Source organism: Rhodococcus sp. WS3, from assembly GCF_003797085.1.
GTDB lineage: Bacteria > Actinomycetota > Actinomycetes > Mycobacteriales > Mycobacteriaceae > Rhodococcus_F > Rhodococcus_F globerula.
The window spans coordinates 1,455,425-1,475,769 of the sequence record NZ_RKMA01000002.1 but is presented as its reverse complement, the minus strand read 5'-3'; the positions used below and the strand labels follow the sequence as shown (position 1 = coordinate 1,475,769).

At 61.1% G+C, this 20,345-nt stretch carries 19 protein-coding genes and 1 tRNA gene; 17 read left to right on the top strand and 3 right to left on the bottom strand.

Annotated elements, in window-relative coordinates:
- Positions 1-62 precede the first annotated feature (62 nt).
- Complete coding sequence (locus EEB13_RS20860; protein WP_141486158.1) at positions 63-1,589, top strand: HNH endonuclease signature motif containing protein; 1,527 nt, start codon at positions 63-65, stop codon at positions 1,587-1,589.
- Between the two features lie 10 nt (positions 1,590-1,599).
- On the opposite strand, the gene EEB13_RS20855 is transcribed toward EEB13_RS20860, so the two are convergent.
- Positions 1,600-1,675 (bottom strand) — tRNA-Arg (locus EEB13_RS20855).
- Positions 1,676-1,767: 92 nt separating this feature from the next.
- Between EEB13_RS20855 and EEB13_RS20850 the strand changes: the two genes are divergently transcribed.
- From EEB13_RS20850 to EEB13_RS20810, 9 genes are all read left to right on the top strand, one after another.
- On the top strand, positions 1,768-2,907 hold the full coding sequence (locus tag EEB13_RS20850) for an XdhC family protein (RefSeq protein ID WP_141486157.1): 1,140 nt from the start codon (positions 1,768-1,770) through the stop codon (positions 2,905-2,907).
- Positions 2,908-2,998: 91 nt separating this feature from the next.
- Positions 2,999-3,871 (top strand): FAD binding domain-containing protein, encoded by an 873-nt coding sequence (locus EEB13_RS20845; RefSeq protein ID WP_141486156.1) that lies wholly within the window; start codon positions 2,999-3,001, stop codon positions 3,869-3,871.
- A 1-nt stretch (position 3,872) separates the two neighbouring features.
- The gene (locus tag EEB13_RS20840; RefSeq protein ID WP_092808723.1) at positions 3,873-4,346 is read left to right on the top strand and encodes a (2Fe-2S)-binding protein; all 474 of its coding nucleotides are present in this window, start codon (positions 3,873-3,875) and stop codon (positions 4,344-4,346) included.
- On the top strand, positions 4,343-6,730 hold the full coding sequence (locus tag EEB13_RS20835; RefSeq protein WP_033232800.1) for an aerobic carbon-monoxide dehydrogenase large subunit: 2,388 nt from the start codon (positions 4,343-4,345) through the stop codon (positions 6,728-6,730). Before EEB13_RS20840 ends, EEB13_RS20835 begins: the two co-directional genes overlap by 4 nt.
- A gap of 30 nt (positions 6,731-6,760) precedes the next feature.
- Positions 6,761-7,645, top strand: a complete 885-nt coding sequence (locus EEB13_RS20830) for an XdhC family protein (protein ID WP_141486155.1) — start codon at positions 6,761-6,763, stop codon at positions 7,643-7,645.
- Positions 7,642-8,514, top strand: coding sequence for an AAA family ATPase (locus EEB13_RS20825; RefSeq protein ID WP_033232804.1), 873 nt, complete (start codon positions 7,642-7,644; stop codon positions 8,512-8,514). Before EEB13_RS20830 ends, EEB13_RS20825 begins: the two co-directional genes overlap by 4 nt.
- The gene (locus tag EEB13_RS20820) at positions 8,511-9,101 is read left to right on the top strand and encodes an SRPBCC family protein (protein WP_141486154.1); all 591 of its coding nucleotides are present in this window, start codon (positions 8,511-8,513) and stop codon (positions 9,099-9,101) included. Before EEB13_RS20825 ends, EEB13_RS20820 begins: the two co-directional genes overlap by 4 nt.
- Positions 9,098-10,291: a vWA domain-containing protein gene (locus tag EEB13_RS20815; protein ID WP_141486153.1), complete on the top strand. Its 1,194-nt coding sequence runs from the start codon at positions 9,098-9,100 to the stop codon at positions 10,289-10,291. The genes EEB13_RS20820 and EEB13_RS20815 overlap by 4 nt, the downstream gene beginning before the upstream one ends.
- Positions 10,292-10,337: 46 nt before the next feature.
- A complete protein-coding gene (locus EEB13_RS20810) occupies positions 10,338-12,374 on the top strand; it encodes a cytochrome c oxidase assembly protein (protein ID WP_045066920.1) in 2,037 nt (678 codons plus the stop codon).
- 4 nt (positions 12,375-12,378) lie between these two features.
- On the opposite strand, the gene EEB13_RS20805 is transcribed toward EEB13_RS20810, so the two are convergent.
- Complete coding sequence (locus tag EEB13_RS20805) at positions 12,379-12,954, bottom strand: TetR/AcrR family transcriptional regulator (RefSeq protein WP_033232812.1); 576 nt, start codon at positions 12,952-12,954, stop codon at positions 12,379-12,381.
- Positions 12,955-13,055: 101 nt separating this feature from the next.
- Here EEB13_RS20805 and EEB13_RS20800 point away from each other — a divergent pair, with 101 nt between their 5' ends.
- The 4 genes from EEB13_RS20800 to EEB13_RS20785 all read left to right on the top strand — a co-directional run bounded on the left by EEB13_RS20800 (position 13,056) and on the right by EEB13_RS20785 (position 15,802).
- Positions 13,056-14,153, top strand: coding sequence for an SRPBCC family protein (locus EEB13_RS20800; protein WP_141486152.1), 1,098 nt, complete (start codon positions 13,056-13,058; stop codon positions 14,151-14,153).
- 35 nt (positions 14,154-14,188) lie between these two features.
- On the top strand, positions 14,189-14,518 hold the full coding sequence (locus EEB13_RS20795) for a hypothetical protein (protein ID WP_141486151.1): 330 nt from the start codon (positions 14,189-14,191) through the stop codon (positions 14,516-14,518).
- Complete coding sequence (locus EEB13_RS20790) at positions 14,518-15,225, top strand: SDR family NAD(P)-dependent oxidoreductase (RefSeq protein WP_033232818.1); 708 nt, start codon at positions 14,518-14,520, stop codon at positions 15,223-15,225. Before EEB13_RS20795 ends, EEB13_RS20790 begins: the two co-directional genes overlap by 1 nt.
- A gap of 166 nt (positions 15,226-15,391) precedes the next feature.
- Entirely contained in the window at positions 15,392-15,802 is a 411-nt protein-coding gene (locus tag EEB13_RS20785) for a single-stranded DNA-binding protein (protein WP_033232820.1), read from the top strand.
- A 2-nt stretch (positions 15,803-15,804) separates the two neighbouring features.
- Here EEB13_RS20785 and EEB13_RS20780 read toward each other — a convergent pair whose 3' ends face one another.
- Positions 15,805-16,266, bottom strand: a complete 462-nt coding sequence (locus tag EEB13_RS20780; RefSeq protein ID WP_141486150.1) for a MarR family winged helix-turn-helix transcriptional regulator — start codon at positions 16,264-16,266, stop codon at positions 15,805-15,807.
- 90 nt (positions 16,267-16,356) lie between these two features.
- On the opposite strand from EEB13_RS20780, the gene EEB13_RS20775 reads away from it, so the two are divergent.
- The 3 genes from EEB13_RS20775 to EEB13_RS20765 are packed head-to-tail and all read left to right on the top strand — an operon-like array spanning position 16,357 to position 20,334.
- Positions 16,357-18,189, top strand: a complete 1,833-nt coding sequence (locus EEB13_RS20775; RefSeq protein ID WP_172936719.1) for an ABC transporter ATP-binding protein — start codon at positions 16,357-16,359, stop codon at positions 18,187-18,189.
- A gap of 51 nt (positions 18,190-18,240) precedes the next feature.
- Positions 18,241-19,920 (top strand): energy-dependent translational throttle protein EttA, encoded by a 1,680-nt coding sequence (gene ettA, locus EEB13_RS20770; protein WP_033232826.1) that lies wholly within the window; start codon positions 18,241-18,243, stop codon positions 19,918-19,920.
- A gap of 3 nt (positions 19,921-19,923) precedes the next feature.
- Positions 19,924-20,334 (top strand): acyl-CoA thioesterase, encoded by a 411-nt coding sequence (locus tag EEB13_RS20765; protein WP_033232828.1) that lies wholly within the window; start codon positions 19,924-19,926, stop codon positions 20,332-20,334.
- The last annotated feature ends 11 nt before the right edge of the window (positions 20,335-20,345 follow it).

Below are 20,345 nucleotides of genomic sequence, written 5' to 3'. Positions count from 1 at the left end.
GATATTCCCATAGGTATTGATTGCTGCTAGAATCGAATATACGTTCGAACTGGGGGGTGTTGATGAGCGGCATTGTGGATGCATTGGTCGAAGGACATGCGTCCATTGCGCGCGCCCAGTTCCTCGAAGTTGATGCCGTCACGTCGCTGTACTTCGAGCGGTGTTCCGAGGATGAGAACGCCGGTCGCAATGCCGCGGTGCAGGGTGAATTCGTTCATGTCGAAGTTGCGTTCGTTCTGAGTATCACCGAGTATGCGGCGACGCGGATGATCTCGTTGGGGTGCGATCTGCGCTTGCGGTTGCATCGGGTGTCTGCGGCATTTGCGTCGGGAGAGATTGATCTCGGTAAGGCGACAGCGCTTTCGGATGCGCTGGCCAATGTGTCCGATGATGCACTTGATCTCATTGAACAGTTACTTCTGGACGGCGCCGACAAATGCAGCAGCAGCAGGCTCAAGGCCCGAGCGCGCAGCCTGATCGCACGCCATGATCCGGAAGGTGTGCGCGCTCGGCGGCGGCGCGCGCAGGAAGACCGCGATGTGCGGATCAGTGCAGGCGTTGACGGTATGTCGACGCTCGACGGTGTGCTGCCGGCGGTTGGTGCGCACATCGTGGCGGCAAAGCTGCAGACGATGTCGCGGCAGGTATGTGCGCGCGATCCTCGTACTTTGGCGCAACGTCGCGCCGACGCCTTGGTAGCGCTGTCGGAGGGGCGAGCAGTTCTCGCCTGTGCATGTGGCACTGATTGCGGGCGGGATGTGGAGCCGGTATCAGCCCCGTCGCAAGCGACAATTCTGGTGGGCGTCAATGTTTCCACGTTGCTCGGCTTTGATGATCTGCCGGCTTTTCTGCATGGGTACGGTGCTATCGATGCGGAGTTGGCGCGGGAAATTGCGGCCGATGCTGTGTGGCGGCAAGTGCTGACGCTCTCGGAGAAGGATCGTCAGATTCTCTGCCAAAACCTCACGGGAACACATGGTTTCAAGGCTGGTGGACCTGTACTCGGAGTGGGTAGGCGGTCGAGCGCACCGTTAGTGTCGCCTGCCGCAGTTGCAGCGCGGAAGCGGTACCGGGAGGCGCGGACGTATCGACCTTCGGCTGCGCTTGCGCGGACGGTCCGGACCCGCGACGGTACGTGCCGGTTCCCGAATTGTGTTGTACGGGCCGAGAATTGCGATCTCGATCACACGGTGGCGTTCAATCACGAGAATCCTGACCGCGGTGGGCTCACCACGGAGCAGAATCTGGCATCCGTGTGCCGCAAGCATCATCGGCTCAAGACCTGGGGGTACTGGCCCGTGCGGCAGATCGGAGGTGGCCAACTCGAATGGGTCGCACCGACTGGTTCTCTTGTCGTGACGAAGCCGCGGGGTGCGTTTTGTGATCCCGATGTGCAGTCCGATGAAGTCGAGCGGTTCCGGCTTACGGAAAGTCATGTGGTCGAGCGATTGTTCCGATGCCATGGCCGGGGTGTCGAGGCAGATCTCGAGTTCATGCTCGATTCCACGGTGGCGGGATGGCGGCTACGGCGACCACTTGCTCGCGCTGCGATTCCATCTCACGTGGTGAACGAGCCACCACCGTTCTGACCAGAAAGTATGGTGCCCCCGGCAGGATTCGAACCTGCGACCAAGAGATTAGAAGGCTCTTGCTCTATCCCCTGAGCTACGGAGGCGCGGAGACGATATTACCTTCCCGCGTGACAGCGCTCGATCACCCCCGTCTGGAATACGCTCGATAGGAGAAGACACCGAATGGGAGCTGCAGATGCGGGATGTTCTGTCCGAACTGATGAAGGTGTGGCGAGCCGACGGTACGGCAGGTGTCGGGACAGTGGTGCGGACGTTCCGGTCAGCTCCTCGGATGCCGGGCGCGTCGATGTTGGTGGCCCCGGACGGTTCGGTGACTGGCTCGGTGTCGGGTGGGTGCGTCGAAGGTGCCGTGTACGAAACGGCCACGGAGGTAATCGAATCCGGTGTACCGACCCTCGAAAGGTACGGCGTTGCCGATGACGACGCCTTTGCGGTGGGGCTGACATGCGGCGGCACGATCGAGGTCTTTGTCGAGGCTGTGTCGAGGCAGACGTTCGACAGTCTCGAGAGTGTGGCCACCGACGTCGAGGAGCATCGCCCGGTAGCGGTAGCAACAGTCATTGCTCACCCGGATCCGTTCTGGGTGGGCCGACGCTTGGTGATACGACCGGACATCACGGACGGTTCGATCGGATCGGCGCGCGCGGATTCCGCGGTAACCGACGACGCTCGTGGCCTGTTGGCGGCAGGACGTACGGAAGTGCAGACGTACGGACCGGACGGTGAGCGTCGAGGTGAGGGGATGCGGGTTTTTGTCGCGAGCTACGCTCCCCGCGCCCGGATGCTGGTATTCGGGGCCATCGATTTTGCGGCCGCGGTTGCCAAGCAAGGTTCATTTCTCGGGTACCGGGTGACGGTGTGCGACGCCCGCGAGGTTTTTGCGACTCCGTCACGGTTTCCGACAGCCGACGAAGTGGTGATCGACTGGCCGCATCGATACCTGGCAGCACAGGCGGAGGCCGGCGCAATCGACTCACGCACGGTCATCTGCGTGTTGACGCACGATCCGAAATTCGACGTGCCCCTGCTCGAGGTTGCGCTCCGACTACCGGAAGTCGGGTTTGTCGGCGCGATGGGTTCGCGTCGCACACATCAAGACAGGCTCGAACGATTGCGGGCGGCAGGTGTCACCGACCTCGAGTTGGCGAGGCTGGCGAGTCCGATCGGTCTGGACCTCGGCGCGCGAACGCCGGAGGAAACCGCAGTGTCGATCGCGGCGGAGATCATCGCGCTTCGGTGGGGTGGTGAGGGCAAGCCGTTGAGCGGGTTGGAGGGCCCCATTCACCGCAGTTCAGGGGAATCCGAGAGCCGCTGACCTGGGGAATTGTGAGGCAGCTGATGGGCCCCTTGACTCGCTGTGACGCTCGGCAGAAGCTGAGATGACAGTCGAATGTGGGGTGCATCACATGCAGGTTCCTGGGCCGTTCGAGTACGAGCGGGCAACCGGTATCGACCACGCCATCGGATTGCTGGAGCGACTGGGCGATCAGGCGCGCGTTGTTGCGGGCGGACACAGCCTGCTTCCGATGATGAAGCTGCGACTGGCAAACCCCGAGTATCTGATCGACATCAACGACTTGGCCGAGGAACTTGGCTACATCACGTTCGGGGACGGACACGTTCGGATCGGCGCGATGGCGCGTCACCGTCAGTTACTCGAATCCGACGACCTTGCCAGCGCCTTCCCGATCTTTCGGGACGCGGAAAAAGTGATCGCCGATCCGGTGGTGCGAAACCGCGGAACCATCGGCGGTTCGTTGTGTCAGGCTGACCCCGCGGAAGACCTCAGCACCGTGTGCTCGGTGTTGGAGGCGACGTGCGTCGTACGTGGTCCCTCGGGAACCCGCGACATTCCGATGGCGGAATTTCATGTCGGCCCCTATGAGACGGCCCTCAGCACAAACGAGATTCTGGTCGAGGTTCGGATTGCGAGCAGGGCCAACAGTTCGAACGCGTACGCAAAGGTGGAACGGCGCGTGGGGGATTGGGCGATCACGGCTGCGGGTGCATCGGTGTGGATGGAAGGCGGCGCGATTAGGAGAGGACGGCTCGGCCTTACTGCGGTCAATTCCGATCCGCAGGCGCTGGCCGCGATTTCCGAGTATCTGGGTGGCAAGGCGCCGTCCGAGGAGGTCTACCGACGCGCTGGTGAGATGGCCGAGCAGGCCTGCGATCCCGTGACCGATCAGCGCGGAAGTGCCGACTACAAACGCCACCTCGCCGGCGTACTGACCGTCCGCACTCTGCGAACTGCTGTGGCCAGGATTGGGGAAGACTGATATGCGGGTATCGATGACGGTCAACGGTGAGCCGGTGTCGGAAGACGTGGAACCGCGCATGTTGTTGGTGCATTTCCTGCGAGACCAACTGCAGCTCACAGGAACTCACTGGGGATGCGACACCAGCAATTGTGGGACCTGCGTGGTGACGGTGGACGGGGAACCGGTGAAGTCGTGCACCATGCTCGCGGTTATGGCCGACGGTCACGAGATCGGAACCGTCGAAGGTCTTGAACGAGATGGTGTGCTCGACCCCATTCAAGAGGGATTCATGCACTGCCACGGATTGCAGTGCGGTTTTTGCACTCCCGGGATGATGATCACCGCGCGAGCGCTCCTTGATCGCGATCCTGACCCTGACGAACTAACAATCAGGGAAGCGATTTCCGGTCAGATCTGCCGCTGCACGGGATACACGACGATCGTGCGCTCGGTGCAATGGGCAGCGGCGCATCCGGTAGGAGGTGCGTCATGACCAGCGTGGACTCGGCGCCTGAGTTGGAGGTCAACGACGGAAAGCCGTGCGGGCATGGGCGAATGCTCCGCAAGGAAGATCCCCGCTTCATTCGAGGTCAGGGTCACTACGTCGACGACGTGCAACTGCCTGGCATGCTGCATCTCGCAATTCTGCGTGCGCCGGTGGCACATGCTCGGCTGGTGAGCATCGATACCACTGCGGCGCAGGAACATCCGAAGGTGAAAGCGGTGGTGACAGGAGCGGATCTGGCCGCGCAAGGTCTTGCATGGATGCCGACGCTGTCCAGCGACGTGCAGGCGGTACTGGTTACCGACAAAGTACGCTTTCAAGGGCAGGAGGTCGCATTTGTGGTGGCCGAGGATCGGTACTCGGCGCGGGACGCCTTGGAGCTGATCGAAGTCGAATACGACATCCTCGATCCGGTGATCGACGCGCGTACTGCATTGTCGCCGGACGCACCGGTGATCCGCACCGATCTCGACGGCAAGACGGACAATCACTGCTTCGACTGGGAGACCGGTGACAAAGCTGCCACCGACGCGGTGTTCGCTGCAGCCGACGTTGTGACAAAACAGGAAATCGTCTACCCGCGTGTACACCCGGCTCCGATGGAAACCTGTGGGGCAGTTGCCGATTACGATCGTGTCTCCGGGAAGCTGACCCTGTGGTCCACCAGTCAGGCGCCGCACGCGCATCGCACTCTCTACGCTCTGGTGGCAGGTTTACCCGAGCACAAGATCCGGGTGATTTCCCCGGATATCGGGGGCGGGTTCGGAAACAAGGTGCCGATCTATCCGGGGTATGTGTGCGCGATAGTCGCTTCACTCGTGACCGGGAAACCAGTCAAGTGGATGGAAGATCGCAGCGAAAACCTCACCAGCACAGGATTTGCCCGCGACTACATCATGCTCGGGGAGATCGCGGCAACCAAGGAAGGCAAGATCCAGGCCATCCGTACTCATGTGCTGGCCGACCACGGGGCATTCAACGGAACGGCGGCGCCCACCAAATACCCGGCCGGTTTCTTCGGCGTCTTCACCGGCAGCTACGACCTCGAGGCTGCATACTGCGCAATGACGGCGGTGTACACGAACAAGGCTCCGGGCGGAGTTGCCTACGCGTGCTCCTTCCGGATCACCGAGGCGGTCTACTTGGTGGAACGGTTGGTCGACTGCCTGGCGTTCGACCTGGACATGGACCCCGCGGAACTGCGATTGAAGAACCTGTTGACGCCAGACCAGTTTCCGTACACGAGTAAGACCGGCTGGAAATATGATTCGGGCGACTATGCGACAACCATGCGCAAAGCGATGGACATGATCGGCTATGACGCCCTACGACGCGAGCAAGCCGAGAAGCACTCGCGCGGCGAATTGATGGGCATCGGCATGTCATTCTTCACCGAGGCCGTCGGAGCGGGTCCACGCAAGAACATGGACATCCTCGGGCTGGGAATGGCCGACGGTTGCGAATTGCGAATACACCCCACCGGTAAAGCGGTAGTGAGGATTTCGGTTCAGACACAAGGGCAAGGGCACGAAACGACGTTTGCTCAGATCGTGGCTGAAGAGCTTGGGATTCCGCCGGACGATATCGACGTCGTGCACGGCGATACCGACAACACTCCATTCGGGCTAGGTACCTACGGCAGTCGATCAACGCCGGTTTCCGGTGCCGCCGCTGCGCTGGTTGCACGCAAAGTGCGCGACAAGGCCAAGATCATCGCGTCGGGGATGCTCGAGGTGTCCGTCGCGGACCTCGAATGGGAGAAGGGGTCCTTTCATGTGAAAGGCGATCCGTCGGCAGCGGTCACCATCGCGGACATTGCGATGCGGGCACACGGTGCCGCCGATCTGCCCGAGGGGATCGAAGGCGGTCTCGAAGCTCAAATCTGTTACAACCCGGAGAATCTCACCTATCCCTATGGTGCCTACTTCTGTGTGGTCGACATCGACCCGGGTACCGCGCAGGTGACTGTTCGCAGATTCCTCGCGGTGGACGACTGCGGAACCCGGATCAATCCGATGATCATCGAGGGCCAGGTGCACGGCGGTATCGTCGACGGTATCGGCATGGCGTTGATGGAGATCATCAGCTTCGACGAGGACGGCAACTGCCTCGGCGGCTCCCTCATGGACTACCTCATCCCGACAGCGATGGAAGTACCCAACCTCGAAACCGGGTTCACCGTGACCCCGTCGCCCCACCATCCCATCGGTGCCAAGGGAATTGGGGAAAGCGCAACCGTCGGCTCGCCGCCGGCCATCGTGAATGCGGTGGTCGACGCGTTGAAGCCCTTCGGGATTCGGCACGCGGACATGCCGTTGACACCGTCGCGGGTGTGGGAAGCGATGAATGGTCGAGGTAGGCCACCTATCTGAGAAAGGCTGGATCTGAGAAAGGGTTGGGCAATGAACGGCACCACTCACGACGTGCGATTGCGCGCCGAGCAATTGATCGGTGAGCGGCGCCCCTTTGTGACCGCAACCGTCGTCCGGGCCCAGCAACCCACGTCGGCGCATCCCGGAGATACGGCAATAGTGTTCTCGGACGGAACAATCGAAGGATTTGTCGGCGGGCAATGTGCTCAGAATTCGGTACGCGAAGCAGCCAGAGGTGCTTTGGACAGCGGTGAAAGTGTGCTGCTGCGAGTACTTCCCGATGGAGCGCCGCCATTTCCGAAAACCAGCGGTGCCGACGTGGTGGTCAACCCGTGTCTGTCCGGGGGCGCGATGGAAATATTCTTGGAACCCACGCTGCCGGCACATGTGCTGTCTCTGTACGGCGATACCCCGATCGCGGATGCGGTGGTCGAGTTTGCCCGTGTGCTTGACCTCGACGTTGTGCGGAGTTCTGCGGCGGAAGCCGTGACTGAGGATGCAACAGCCGTGATTATCGCAAGCCTCGGCGGCGAAGAGGCACTGACGATCCGCGCTGCGCTCGATGCCGGAGTGCAGTACATCGGCCTGGTCGCAAGCCGAGTGCGGGGCGCCGCGGTGCTCGAACAACTGGAGTTGACGGATTCGGAGCGAGCGCGAGTTCACACCCCGGTCGGGATGTACATCGGCGCCAAAACGCCAGCAGAGATCGCACTTTCCATCGTTGTCGACGTGGTCCGCGCTATCCGTCTCGATGGTGTGAGTGTTGCGCGGAATGACCCGGTGGCGAAGACGGCCCTCGATCCGATCTGTGGAATGACTGTCACCATCAATGCTGACACACCACATCTCGAGGATGACGGCGTCGACGTGTGGTTCTGTTCACCGGGTTGTCGGCATAAGTACGAGAAGACATGAGCGGCGAATTCTCCGATGTCGCGGAGTTGATCCGCCGCTTCGACGCATATGACTATCTCTTGGATGTGGGCACGGCAACGGCGTTGTATCTTGCTCTGGAACTGGGGCGGCCACTGCTGCTGGAAGGTGAGCCGGGTGTGGGGAAGACCACTGCGGCAAAGGCTTTGGCGCTCTCGCTCGATGCGCCGTTGATCAGGTTGCAGTGCTACGAAGGGCTCAGCGCCAACGAAGCTCTCTACGACTGGAACTACCAACGTCAGCTGCTGGCGATCAAACTGTCCGAAGCGCGTGGGGATGCGCTCGACGAAGCCGATCTGTTTACCGAGGAGTTCCTGCAGGAACGCCCGATTCTGCGATGTGTGCGGCACCGCGGGCCGGCAGCTCCTGTGCTGCTCGTCGACGAAATCGACCGTGCGGACGACGAATTCGAGGCGTTGCTCCTCGAGTTTCTGGGTGAATCGGCCGTCACGGTTCCCGAACTGGGCACGTTCACAGCCATGCGCCCTCCGGTAGTGGTCTTGACGTCGAACCGCAGCCGCGATCTCCATGACGCGCTCCGGCGGCGTTGCCTCTACCACTGGATCGACTATCCCGAACCGGAGCGTGCGGTTGCGATCGTACGACGCATGGTGCCGTCGGCGAATCTGGCATTGATCGAGCACGCCACCGCGTTTGTCGGACAGATTCGAGGTGCCGATCTCGACAAGGCGCCGGGCGTCGCCGAAACCATCGACTGGGTATCGGCTCTTGTGACTTTGGGGGTGGCTGATCTGGTTCGGGAGGACGTCGTTGTCAGCTTGGGTGCATTGGCAAAAACTCCGGACGATCGCGCGGTACTGCGCGGCGAGTTGATGAAAGGGCCACCATGAAGATCGCACACGAATTCACCGTCACCGCACCCGTCGAGGAGGCATGGAGAACCCTCACCGACCTCGAAGGAATCGCGCCGCTCTTGCCAGGCGCGCAGATGACCGGACGCGAGGGAGACGATTTCCTGGGCACCGTGACAGTCAAAGTAGGCCCGGTGCTCAGCGAATTTGCCGGCCGCGCAACATTCGTGGAGAGGGACGAAAAAACACACAAGGCTGTGATCAATGCCCGCGGCCGTGACAAGCGCGGATCCGGAAATGCGAGCGCCACCATCACCGCGCAGCTACATCCCGAAGGAGCGCAGACACGAGTGAGTGTGGACACCGATGTGAAGATCGTCGGAAAACTGGCGCAGTTCGGCAGTTCCGTGATCACGCAGGTATCGGAGAAGTTGATGGGGGAGTTCGCGGAATCGTTGGAAGAGAAACTTGCCGGACCGGCACAAGCTGTGGAAACGCCGAATGCCGAACCTCTCGACTTAGTCGAACTTGCCGGCGGGTCCGTCGCGAAACGTGTTCTGCCACTTCTTGTTGCGGTGGCTGCGGCGATCGTCGTATTTGTGTTGCTGCGTCGCCGAAGCAGATGATTCCTGACGCGGGCGCGACTTTATTGCGCGGTGTGGATGTTGCTGCCTTCGCGACCGCCTTGGTCGACCTGTTGCGTCGGCACGGAGTTGGAGTGTCGGCCGTCGGGGCCGCCAACTTCAGTGAAGCCGTGCATGTCCACTCGCCACGCACCCGGACACAGTTGTACTGGACCGCGCGGATAACTCTGATCAACCGTCAGGAAGATCTCGAGATTTTCGACGCGCAGTTCGAGCGAGTTTTTGTCGGTGCGACTCTGGGCCTGGACCCGATTGCGCGGCGGGTAGGCAGTGACCGCACGGTCGGCGACGCGACTCTTCCTGTTGCTGGTGTTTCTAGTGGGGGCGCGGACATCATCGACGTGCCGTGGATCGGGCGTGCGACGTCGAGTGGGCGAGAAGCCGTGCCGGACCAGGTTCGGCCGGGTCTACTACTCCCGAGCGCCCTTGCCGGGAAATCCGAGGAGCCTTTTGCTCAGTTGAGCCCGAGCGATCTTGCACTCCTCGGGCAGTGGATCGAACAAGCGGAGTCGGACTGGCCACGGCGCCGCCGGAGAAGACGCAGACTCGGCCGGCGCGGAACCGTCGACCTGCGCGCAAGTATGAGTATCGCGAGGCGCACCGGATTCGAATTTGTTCGCCTCGCCCGTGCCCGCCCACAGCAGCGGCCCCGCACGATTGTGGTGCTGTGCGACGTCAGTCGCTCGATGCACGGATACGCGGACATGTACTTGCATTTGATGCGAGTCGCCGCCCGGCGCGGCGACGCCGAAGTTTTTGCATTCTCGACCACGTTGACCCGGCTCACTCCGATCCTGGCGCATCGCAGCGCCGACGCGGCCATCGCCGAAGCCAATAATCGAGTTGTCGATCGGTACGGCGGCACCCACATCGGAACATCTGTTGCGTCACTGCTCGCCTCACATCACGGACACACCTTGAGAGGGGCCGTAGTCGTCATCGCCTCCGACGGTTGGGATAGTGACGATCCCGACATTCTCGTGCGCGCTATGGCCCGAGTCCGGCGCCGCGCCCACCGGGTCGTGTGGCTCAATCCGCGTGCAGGTGCGACCGGGTTCGAACCCCTGACCGGTTCCATGGCAGCGGCCTTGCCCTACTGCGACACCGTGCTCCCGGCTGATCGATTGACCGCTCTGCGGGCCTTGTTCACGACCATCTCCGACGCACAGTAGTAGGTGGATTGTCGTCGACGATCCCATAGGTCCTACCCTGGTAGCTATGGCTACACCCGACCTTGCGCAGACGCAGTCCCCTCCACAAACGAGCGTCCGCGCTTCTTCGACCGCAATCTTTGTGGTCTGTGGACTGATTGCCGGGATGGTCGCAGCTCTCGTCGTCGGGTTTTCCGCATCTCAGGCGTTGACCCTGCTCGGCATTCCCGACCCCGGCGCGATCACGACATATGGGCTGCCCGCAGTTCGCGCTGTTGCCGAGGTTGCCGCTGTCATCGCGATCGGCTCCCTTCTGTTAGCGGCGTTTTTCGTGCCACCACAAAAGTCCGGTGTGCTCGACGTCGACGGCTATCGAGCGGTCCGGACGGCATCGCACGCCGCGATCGTGTGGGCGGCATGTTCGCTGGTGCTGATTCCGCTGACGCTCTCCGATACGTCGGGTCAGCCGTTCTCCGAAGCGATCAAACCGGCAAATCTGTGGTCCGGACTCGATCAGGTGGAAATCGCCGGTGCCTGGCGCTGGACGGCCGTCATAGCTGTGGTCCTGGCAATTCTGGCTCGGCTGACACTGCGCTGGTGGTGGACGCCGTTGCTGCTGGTGGTCGGCTTGCTCGGCCTTATGCCCCTCGCTCTCACCGGGCACTCGTCGTCGGGTGGCTCGCACGACATTGCTACCAACAGCCTGATCTTGCACCTCGTTGCGGCGTCGCTGTGGGCTGGTGGATTGTTTGCGCTCCTGGCTCACGCTCGCCGCGGCGGTGACCACACGGATGTCGCTGCTCAGCGCTTTTCGACGGTCGCCACCATTTGTTTTGTCGTCATGGGTTTCAGTGGTGTCATCAACGCGATTGTGCGTCTCCCACTCGACGACCTGTTCACGACGACGTACGGTCGCCTGATCGTCGCGAAGATCGTTGCGCTGATCGTCCTCGGTTTCTTCGGGTGGTTGCAGCGCAGTCGCGCGTTGCCTGCGCTCGCCGAGAACCCGAACTCCCGCTCGGCGCTGATCCGTTTTGCCGGCGGCGAAGGCATCATCTTTGCTGCCACCATCGGGCTGGCAATCGGCCTAGGCCGCACACCGCCGCCTCCGCCGACGAGCATCCCGACCATTCCCGAGGTCGAACTCGGCTACAACCTGCCGGACCCGCCATCGTTCATGGCATTCGTGACCGAGTGGCGTTTCGATTTGATGTTCGGCACAGCCGCGATCGTCGCTGCGGTTCTGTATTTCCTCGGCCTGCGCAAGCTGTCGAAGCGTGGCGATTCCTGGCCCGTCGGCCGCACCATCTCCTGGATGATCGGATGCGCGGTACTGCTGATCGCGACCTCGTCGGGCGTGGGCAAATACGCGACCGCGGTGTTCAGCGTTCACATGGCCGGACACATGGCGCTGTCGATGCTGGCGCCCGTTCTGCTGGTTTTGGGCGCGCCCATCACGTTGGCGTTGCGCGCTCTCGAACCCGCGGGCAAGGACGGTGTACCCGGCATTCGTGAGTGGATTCTCGTTGCCCTGCACAGTCCGTTCTCGCGATTCATCACTCACCCGATTGTCGCTGCGGTTCTCTTTGTCGGCGGCTTCTACGTGCTCTACCTCGGCGGTATCTACGGAGCCACGGTCGATTCCCACAGCGCGCACCTGCTGATGAACCTGCACTTCATTCTCAGCGGCTATCTCTTCTACTGGGTGGCGATCGGTGTCGACCCGTCGCCGCGCCAACTCCAACCCGTGACCAAACTGGCCATGGTCTTCGGCTCGCTCCCGTTCCACGCGTTCTTCGGTATCGCCTTGATGAGTACCACCACGATCATGGGCGGCGAGTTCTTCCGCTCACTTGGCTTGGGATGGAACGACGATCTTCTGGGTGATCAGAAGTTGGGCGGCAGTATCGCCTGGGCTACGGGTGAGATCCCGCTGATGGTGGTCATGCTCGCCCTGCTGGTGCAGTGGTCACGCTCCGACCGGAAAACGGCCGTGCGAACGGACCGCGCAGCCGAACGCGATCACGACGCAGACCTGGCCGCGCACAATGCGATGTTTGCCGAACTTGCCAGGCGCGACCGTGAGGGCTGGGACCCGCGCTGATCCCTCAGGATTGCGCGACCACGGCTGCGACGAGGCCGTGAACCGAAGCGGCGAGGCGCTCGGTTTGTCGCGTTCGGATGTGGTGAAGGACGACGTCGGGGTTGAGAACGCTCAGTAGCACTCTGGACATCACCACGGCGTCGACATCAGGTGTGGCCACTTTGAGCAACTCGGTGATGTGACGATGCCAGAAGGCATTGATTTCTTCGGCTTGTGAATCGGTGGTGGCGTTGTCGTACGCAATCATCAGTTCGACGTTGTCGACGATCAGCCGGAACATCGCGTCGAAAAAAGCAAGCAATCTGTCGGACGCGGGTGCGCCTGGTCCCAGTGGCGGGTCGCCTTCGTTGACCGCGTCGCGCAGAGTCTGAGCGCGCTCGAGAACCAGCGCTCGCATCAATCCCGCACGACTTCCGAATCGATGGAAGATCGTGCCCTTGCCGACCCCTGCCGCTGTGGCTATCTGGTCGATGGAGACGTGTTCGGCCCCGAACTGCGCGAGTAGTGACTCTGTCACGTCGAGAATCGCTCGACGATTTCGAGCTGCATCGCTGCGCTCCCGTTTCAATTCCTGACCCATGAGCACGCCTTTGATTGACAAGTTGACCGGCGGTCCATATGTTACAGGAACCCGTAAGTTGACCGTCGGTCATGTTGTTGGGATTGGAAAGGGACGCACAGATGCCGCATTTTCCGAAGCCGCCCGAGGGAAGTTGGACTGAGCATTTCGGCTTGGATACCGGGCCGATTACGTTCGAGGATTCGATCAGCCCCGAGTATTTCGAAGTCGAGCGCGAAGCCGTCTTCGGCCACACCTGGCTCAACGTAGGTCGAGTCGAGCAGGTGCCTGTTCCCGGAAGTTACTTCATCCGGGTGATCGACGCAGTCCGCGCGTCAGTAGTCGTTACTCGCGGCGCCGACGAGTCCGTGACTGCCTGGTCGAGTGCCGGGAACGGCTTGGTTCCGCTGCAGGTCGATGTGTGGGAAGGGTTCGTATTCGTCAATTTCGATGATACAAACACGATTTCGCTGGATGACTACCTCGGAAAGTTCGCTGCCGGCATGACGGGCTATCCGTTCGGCCGGATGACTCAGGTCTACAAGTATCAGGCGCACGTGCGCAGCAACTGGAAGCTCTATATCGACGCATTCGCCGAGTTCTATCACGCGCCGATCCTTCATTCGAAGCAGTACGTGTCCGACGAGTCGAACAAGCTCAAGAGCTACGGTTTCGAGGCGCTCGCGTACGACATCGACGGCCCACACGGAATGGTGTCTTCGTGGGGAGGCATGGCTCCGCCGAAGGATCCGATGATGGTGAAACCGACGGAGCGACTGTTGCGTAGTGGCAACTTCGGTCCATGGGACAAACCCGATTTCCCCGAACTTGCCACGCTGCCAAGCGGACTCAATCCGACGAAGCATAAATCCTGGGGTCTCGACTCCTACGTCCTGTTCCCGAATTTCATGATCGTGGTGTGGGAACCCGGGTGGTACCTCACCTACCACTACTGGCCAACCGCCTACAACGAGCACACCTTTGAAGGCACGCTGTACATGCCGCCACCGAAGAACGCCACCGAGCGTATGCGGCAGGAAATGGCTGCGGTCACCTTCAAGGAGTTCGGTCTCCAGGACTGCAACACGCTCGAAGCTACGCAGACAATGCTCGAGTCGAGAGCTGTATCGCATTTTCTACTGTGCGATCAGGAAGTGCTGGTCCGTCACCTGCACACCGCCTCGCAGCGGTTTGTCGACGAGATTTTGCTACGTACGTAACTCGCCACGGAGTAAAAGGAATCAGGAGAAAACAGATGCCCAACACTTTGCCCGTTGCCTTCGCGGATCTCGAACCCTTCGCGGAGTGGGCACTGCCCACCGAAGCTGAGCGCTATGCAAAGCGCTTGTCCAGCAATATGACCGAACTGCAGACGTTCTACGACGCAGCCTTGCCTCGATTGTTGGACGCGGGGAGTTATCTCGACGAGTTCCCGCTCGATGCATTGCCTGACGACGCCTATCGGCTACTGCAACTGTGTTATTCGCTGATCAACGTGTCGTTTCCCATCGAGGCCTGGTCGCAACCGAGGGTGCCGGATACCGGCGCATCAACCATGGATGCGATCTCCGAGCCGGTGCCCTGATGACAAAGACTGCTGTCATTACCGGAGGGGCTTCGGGAATAGGTCAGGCCATCGCTCGGCGTCTGGACTCCGACGGCTATCAGGTTGCCACCATCGATTGGACGCCAAGTGACTCCGAGAATGCCCACACCGCAGACGTCACCAGTCGCGAGCAGGTCGATGCGGCAATGGCCGCGATTCGCGAACGGCTCGGTCCGATCACTGTTCTCGTCAATGCGGCAGGCATCGTCGGAAACGGCCGCTTTGTCGACATCGACTTCGACGAATGGCAGAAGGTCATCGGAGTCAGCTTGAACGGGACCTATCACTGCACCCAGGCGGCGCTGCCCGACATGATCGCGGGAAAGTGGGGCCGGATCGTCAATATCTCTTCTTCCAGTGCACATTCGGGTCAGCCATACATGGCGCACTACGTTGCGGCGAAGTCCGCGGTCAATGGGCTGACAAAATCTTTGGCCCTCGAATTCGGTCCATTGGGTATCACGGTGAACGCAGTGCCACCCGGATTCGTCGACACTCCGTTGCTGCGACGCGACGAGGAACTCAATCGACTCGGTGGAAGCGTCGATGACCATATCTTGACGACGCCGGTCCGTCGGGTCGGCAAGCCCGAAGACATCGCGGCGGCCTGTGCCTTCCTGATCTCGGACGACGCCAGCTACATCACCGGGCAGATCCTCGGGGTCAATGGCGGCCGTAACACCTAGCACCACACACCGACACTGCCCGGACCAACTGGTTCGGGCAGTGCTGTTTTTCCACAGGCACTGTGTTCATCCCCAGGTTCATTTTGATTGTGACGGCAATCCTGGTTTCGATTCAGAATCTTTTAGGTGGGATTCAGTGGGCAAAGAGATTCAAGGGGGATCAAACATGTACGAGACATCTGCAACGGTTGTCGGCACCGTCATCACCAATCCGGTGAAGCGGCAAACCACCAATGGCGAAGAGGTGCTGAGCTTTCGGATGGCCAGCAACGCACGACGCAAGGATGCGGTGACCGGGGAATGGACCGATGGCGCGACGCTCTACCTCACGGTCACGTGTTGGCGACGGCTTGTCACCGGCGTCGGAGCATCCATCATGAAGGGTGATCCGGTGATGGCGACGGGGGAGTTGCGCACCAACGAATACACCACGAAGGAGGGGATTGCTCGTTCCGATCTGGAGATGAGAGCAACTGCAGTGGGGCCCGATCTTGCCCGGTGCATCGCAAAAATCGAGCGGCACAGCAAACCTGTGTCAGGGGACGAACCGACAGAGACAGAGACTGCGGCGGCGTAGGTTTAGGCGCGAGTTTTCGGGCAGTCGCGGGGGCGGCCGTGGTCGTGCCCCGCGTCTACTCGCTCGAGCAGTTCGGTGAGAACGACCCGTTCTGTGTCGTCGAGGTCGTCGAAGATATCCGAGGATTCTCGCCGTTGCGCCTGTGCGACCTCGGCTGCCAGGGCATCGCCGGCAGTGGTGAGCTCGAGGAGCACTGCTCGTCGGTCGTGGGGGTCGGGAGTGCGTTTGACCCATCCCGCCGCTTCGAGGGAATCCACGACATCCGTGGCGGAGCGGGGAACGATGCGCAGCTTTTCCGCGAGAAAGCCCAATCGGACCGGTTCGCCTACTCGGGTGAGCACTCTCAAAGCACGACTCTGTGACGGGGAGAGTCCGAATGGCTCGAGGGCCGCGACCTGGCGTCGTCGAATGGTTCGCGCCACGGACAACACGACATCGGTGAGTTCGCGCTCTCGGGAATGCATGGCGTCAGTCTAGCGTTGTGGGTGTCAGCCTCATAGTGAGGTAACCTCATCAATATGAAATTAAGGTGAGAAAGCCTCCAGGAGGTAAACGTGAAACCAGATCACATCAGAGATTTCGAAAATTCCGCTGTCGAGACCACTCCGGCGGACCCCGTATCACCACGACGTGTCCTCGAGCTGTTCACGCCGTATCGGACACAGATCGCCATCGTCACGGCGGTCATCACGCTCAGCGCCATTGTGGCCTTGGGTAGCCCACTGCTCCTGCGCGAAATGCTCGACAAGGCAATCCCGGACAAGGACCTCGGACTGGTCAGCATCCTGGCAATCGGCATGATCGCGATTGCCGTGATCACTAGTTGTCTCGGTGTTGTGCAGACGTGGATGTCCAACAGCATCGGCCAGAAACTGATGCACCAACTGCGTGTCCGGGTGTACACACACCTGCAGAATCAGTCGCTGGGGTTCTTCGCGAGAACCAGGACCGGTGAGGTGCAGTCACGTATCGCCAACGATATCGGCGGAATGCAATCGGTTGTCACCAACACAGCCACGTCGATTGCGCAGAACGCGACCACCGTTGCAGCGACGATAGTTGCGCTCTTCCTGCTCGACTGGCGACTGGCGATCTTCTCGCTGGCGATCCTGCCGGTGTTCATCCGGATCGCCCGCAAGATCGGTAACGAGCGCCGCAAGATCTCAGGCAAGCGGCAGAAGTTGCTCAGCGATCTGTCCGTTCAAGTTGAGGAATCACTCTCGGTCAGTGGCATTCTGCTGGGAAAGACAACCGGTGCGAAGTCCGCGTTGACCGACCGCTTCGCCGAACGCTCGGCCGAGGTCGCCGACGTCGAACTTCGAGCGATGATGGCCGGTAAGTGGCGCATGGCGTCGATGTCGATCACGTTTGCGGCCATGCCGGCACTGGTCTACTGGTTTGCGGGATTCACGCTCGACCACGGCAACACCATCACCGTCGGCACGCTGGTCGCGTTCACGACCTTGCAGACTCAGTTGTTCCGGCCCACCATGATGCTGCTCAACACGGGCGTCGAGGTGCAGAGTTCCATGGCATTGTTCAGTCGCGTGTTCGAGTACCTGGACCTGCCGATCGACATCGCTGATCCGGAAGAGTCGAAGGAGTTCGACGTATCGGCACTGTCGGGCGAACTGCGATTCGATCGTGTCGACTTCTCATATCCGGGAACAGAGCGCAAGACTCTCGACAACATCGACCTCACAGTCCCGGCCGGCGGAACACTGGCGCTTGTCGGCTCCACCGGTTCTGGCAAGACCACCCTTGGTTACCTGGCCGCGCGGCTGTACGACCCGACGGCAGGATCGGTCAGGATCGACGACGTCGATCTGCGGGACCTCGATCTGGCGACGGTGTCCGACCTGGTGGGTGTGGTGTCTCAGGAGACATACTTGTTCCACACGACGATTCGCGAGAATCTGCGGTTCGCAAAGCCGGATGCAACCGATGAGGAGATCGAGCAAGCTGCGCGGATCGCCCAGATTCACGAGTTCATCTCCGGCCTGGATGACGGTTACGACACCATGGTGGGTGAGCGCGGTTACCGCTTCTCCGGAGGTGAGAAGCAACGCATCGCCATCGCACGGACAGTCCTGCGGAATCCGCCGATTCTCGTTCTCGACGAAGCGACGAGTGCGTTGGACAACCGCACCGAGCGCGCGCTGCAGGACGCACTCGACGAACTGATGGTCGGACGCACCACTTTGGTTGTGGCGCACAGGCTTTCCACGGTCCGTGACGCGGATCTGATCGCTGTTCTGGATCAGGGTGTTGTCGTCGAGAAGGGCACACACGACCAACTGGTGCAACAAGGCGGACGGTACGCGCAGCTTCTCGCAGCTTCTTCCAGCGAAGCCTTGGAACTGCCGACCGAACTGCAGAGCGTGTGAACCCGTCGACGCAATGTGGGTAATGCGACAAACACCGATAGGCTGGCGGTCATGGCTGAGTTCATTTACACGATGAAGAAGGTGCGCAAGGCGCACGGTGACAAGGTCATCCTCGATGACGTCACGATGAGCTTTTACCCCGGCGCGAAGATCGGTGTCGTCGGACCCAATGGCGCTGGTAAGTCCAGCATCCTCAAGATCATGGCCGGGCTGGATCAGCCGGGCAACGGCGAGGCCTTCCTTGCCCCCGGCGCATCCGTCGGCATCCTCATGCAGGAGCCGCAGCTCGACGAGACCAAGACCGTTCGCGAGAACGTCGAAGAAGGCCTCGGCGAGACCATGGTTCAGCTCAAGCGATACAACGAGATCGCCGAGCTCATGGCTACGGACTACTCCGACGAGCTCATGGAAGAGATGGGTGAGCTTCAGGAGAAGCTCGACCATGCTGACGCCTGGGAGATCGACTCCCAGCTCGAGCAGGCCATGGACGCGCTTCGTTGCCCGCCGCCGGAAGATATGGTCACCCACCTCTCCGGTGGTGAGAAGCGTCGCGTCGCGCTGTGCAAGCTGTTGCTGAGCAAGCCCGACCTCCTGCTCCTCGATGAGCCCACCAACCACCTCGACGCCGAGTCGGTTCTGTGGTTGGAGCAGCACCTCGCTGCATACCCCGGCGCTATCCTCGCCGTCACCCACGATCGCTACTTCCTCGATCACGTGGCGCAGTGGATCTGTGAGGTCGACCGCGGTCGCCTCTACCCGTACGAGGGCAACTACTCCACCTACCTGGAGCAGAAGGCCGCACGCCTCGAGGTTGCCGGCAAGAAGGACCAAAAGCTGCAGAAGCGCCTCAAGGACGAACTCGCGTGGGTTCGTTCCGGTGCCAAGGCTCGTCAGGCCAAGAACAAGGCTCGTCTCGATCGCTACGAGGAAATGGCGAACGAGGCCGAGAAGACCCGCAAGCTCGACTTCGACGAGATCCAGATCCCGGCACCGCCGCGTCTCGGTGACGTCGTCGTCGAGGTCAAGAACCTCGACAAGGGCTTCGACGGCCGTGTCCTGATCAAGGACCTTTCGTTCACCCTGCCGCGCAACGGCATCGTCGGCGTCATCGGCCCCAACGGTGTCGGTAAGACGACGCTGTTCAAGACCATCGTCGGCCTCGAAGAGCCAGACGCCGGTGAGGTCAAGATCGGTCAGACGGTCAAGCTGAGCTACGTCGACCAGAACCGATCCGGCATCGACCCGAAGAAGACGGTCTGGGAGACCGTGTCCGACGGGCTCGATTTCATCGTTGTCGGTCAGACCGAATTCCCGTCGCGTGCGTACATCAGCTCGTTCGGATTCAAGGGCCACGATCAGCAGAAGCCGGCCGGAGTTCTCTCCGGTGGTGAGCGCAACCGCCTCAACCTGGCGATGACGCTCAAGCAGGGCGGAAACCTGATCCTGCTCGATGAGCCCACCAACGACCTCGACGTCGAAACCCTCGGTTCGCTGGAGAACGCTCTCGAAGAGTTCCCCGGCTGCGCCGTCGTGATCTCGCACGATCGCTGGTTCCTGGACCGCACGTGTACTCACATCCTCGCGTGGGAAGGCGGCTTCGGCGACAACGAAGCTGCGTGGTACTGGTACGAAGGCAACTTCGAAGGCTACGAGGCGAACAAGGTCGAGCGTCTCGGCCCCGACGCCGCGCGTCCGCACCGCGTCACGCACCGCAAGCTCACGAGGGACTGATCGGTGTCGGACGTATTCACGTGTGAGGTTCAGGTTCGGTGGGGTGATTCCGACCGGTTGGGTCACGTCAACAACACGAGGTATGCCGAGTACATGCAGGAAGCTCGCATTCAGTTCCTGACGTCGAAGCTTGCCGCCCATGGTGGCCGTCCGGGATACGTCGTTGTCCGGAAGATGTCCATCGAGTTCCTCAAGCCGGTGACGGATCGTTCGGGTCCTTTGAATGTCGAGATCTTCACGACTCATGTCGGGACTTCCTCGTTCACGGTCCGGCACGTCGTCCGCGACAACACCGGTGCGGAGTGCGCATCCGGTGACGCATTGATGGTCGGATTCGACACTGTGTCCGAAAAGTCCAGACCCCTCGCTGACAGCGAGCGTTTGGTGCTGGAAGCAGCGCTTGTTCCGGCGTAGTTCACCCTAGG

What these genes read in the sequence shown, in the direction of transcription:
- EEB13_RS20860 (WP_141486158.1), top strand. Translation starts at nt 63, where the DNA reads ATGAGCGGCATTGTGGATGCATTGGTCGAAGGACATGCGTCCATTGCG.
- EEB13_RS20850 (WP_141486157.1), top strand. Translation starts at nt 1,768, where the DNA reads ATGCGGGATGTTCTGTCCGAACTGATGAAGGTGTGGCGAGCCGACGGT.
- EEB13_RS20845 (WP_141486156.1), top strand. Translation starts at nt 2,999, where the DNA reads ATGCAGGTTCCTGGGCCGTTCGAGTACGAGCGGGCAACCGGTATCGAC.
- EEB13_RS20840 (WP_092808723.1), top strand. Translation starts at nt 3,873, where the DNA reads ATGCGGGTATCGATGACGGTCAACGGTGAGCCGGTGTCGGAAGACGTG.
- EEB13_RS20835 (WP_033232800.1), top strand. Translation starts at nt 4,343, where the DNA reads ATGACCAGCGTGGACTCGGCGCCTGAGTTGGAGGTCAACGACGGAAAG.
- EEB13_RS20830 (WP_141486155.1), top strand. Translation starts at nt 6,761, where the DNA reads ATGAACGGCACCACTCACGACGTGCGATTGCGCGCCGAGCAATTGATC.
- EEB13_RS20825 (WP_033232804.1), top strand. Translation starts at nt 7,642, where the DNA reads ATGAGCGGCGAATTCTCCGATGTCGCGGAGTTGATCCGCCGCTTCGAC.
- EEB13_RS20820 (WP_141486154.1), top strand. Translation starts at nt 8,511, where the DNA reads ATGAAGATCGCACACGAATTCACCGTCACCGCACCCGTCGAGGAGGCA.
- EEB13_RS20815 (WP_141486153.1), top strand. Translation starts at nt 9,098, where the DNA reads ATGATTCCTGACGCGGGCGCGACTTTATTGCGCGGTGTGGATGTTGCT.
- EEB13_RS20810 (WP_045066920.1), top strand. Translation starts at nt 10,338, where the DNA reads ATGGCTACACCCGACCTTGCGCAGACGCAGTCCCCTCCACAAACGAGC.
- EEB13_RS20805 (WP_033232812.1), bottom strand. Translation starts at nt 12,954, where the DNA reads ATGGGTCAGGAATTGAAACGGGAGCGCAGCGATGCAGCTCGAAATCGT.
- EEB13_RS20800 (WP_141486152.1), top strand. Translation starts at nt 13,056, where the DNA reads ATGCCGCATTTTCCGAAGCCGCCCGAGGGAAGTTGGACTGAGCATTTC.
- EEB13_RS20795 (WP_141486151.1), top strand. Translation starts at nt 14,189, where the DNA reads ATGCCCAACACTTTGCCCGTTGCCTTCGCGGATCTCGAACCCTTCGCG.
- EEB13_RS20790 (WP_033232818.1), top strand. Translation starts at nt 14,518, where the DNA reads ATGACAAAGACTGCTGTCATTACCGGAGGGGCTTCGGGAATAGGTCAG.
- EEB13_RS20785 (WP_033232820.1), top strand. Translation starts at nt 15,392, where the DNA reads ATGTACGAGACATCTGCAACGGTTGTCGGCACCGTCATCACCAATCCG.
- EEB13_RS20780 (WP_141486150.1), bottom strand. Translation starts at nt 16,266, where the DNA reads ATGCATTCCCGAGAGCGCGAACTCACCGATGTCGTGTTGTCCGTGGCG.
- ettA (WP_033232826.1), top strand. Translation starts at nt 18,241, where the DNA reads ATGGCTGAGTTCATTTACACGATGAAGAAGGTGCGCAAGGCGCACGGT.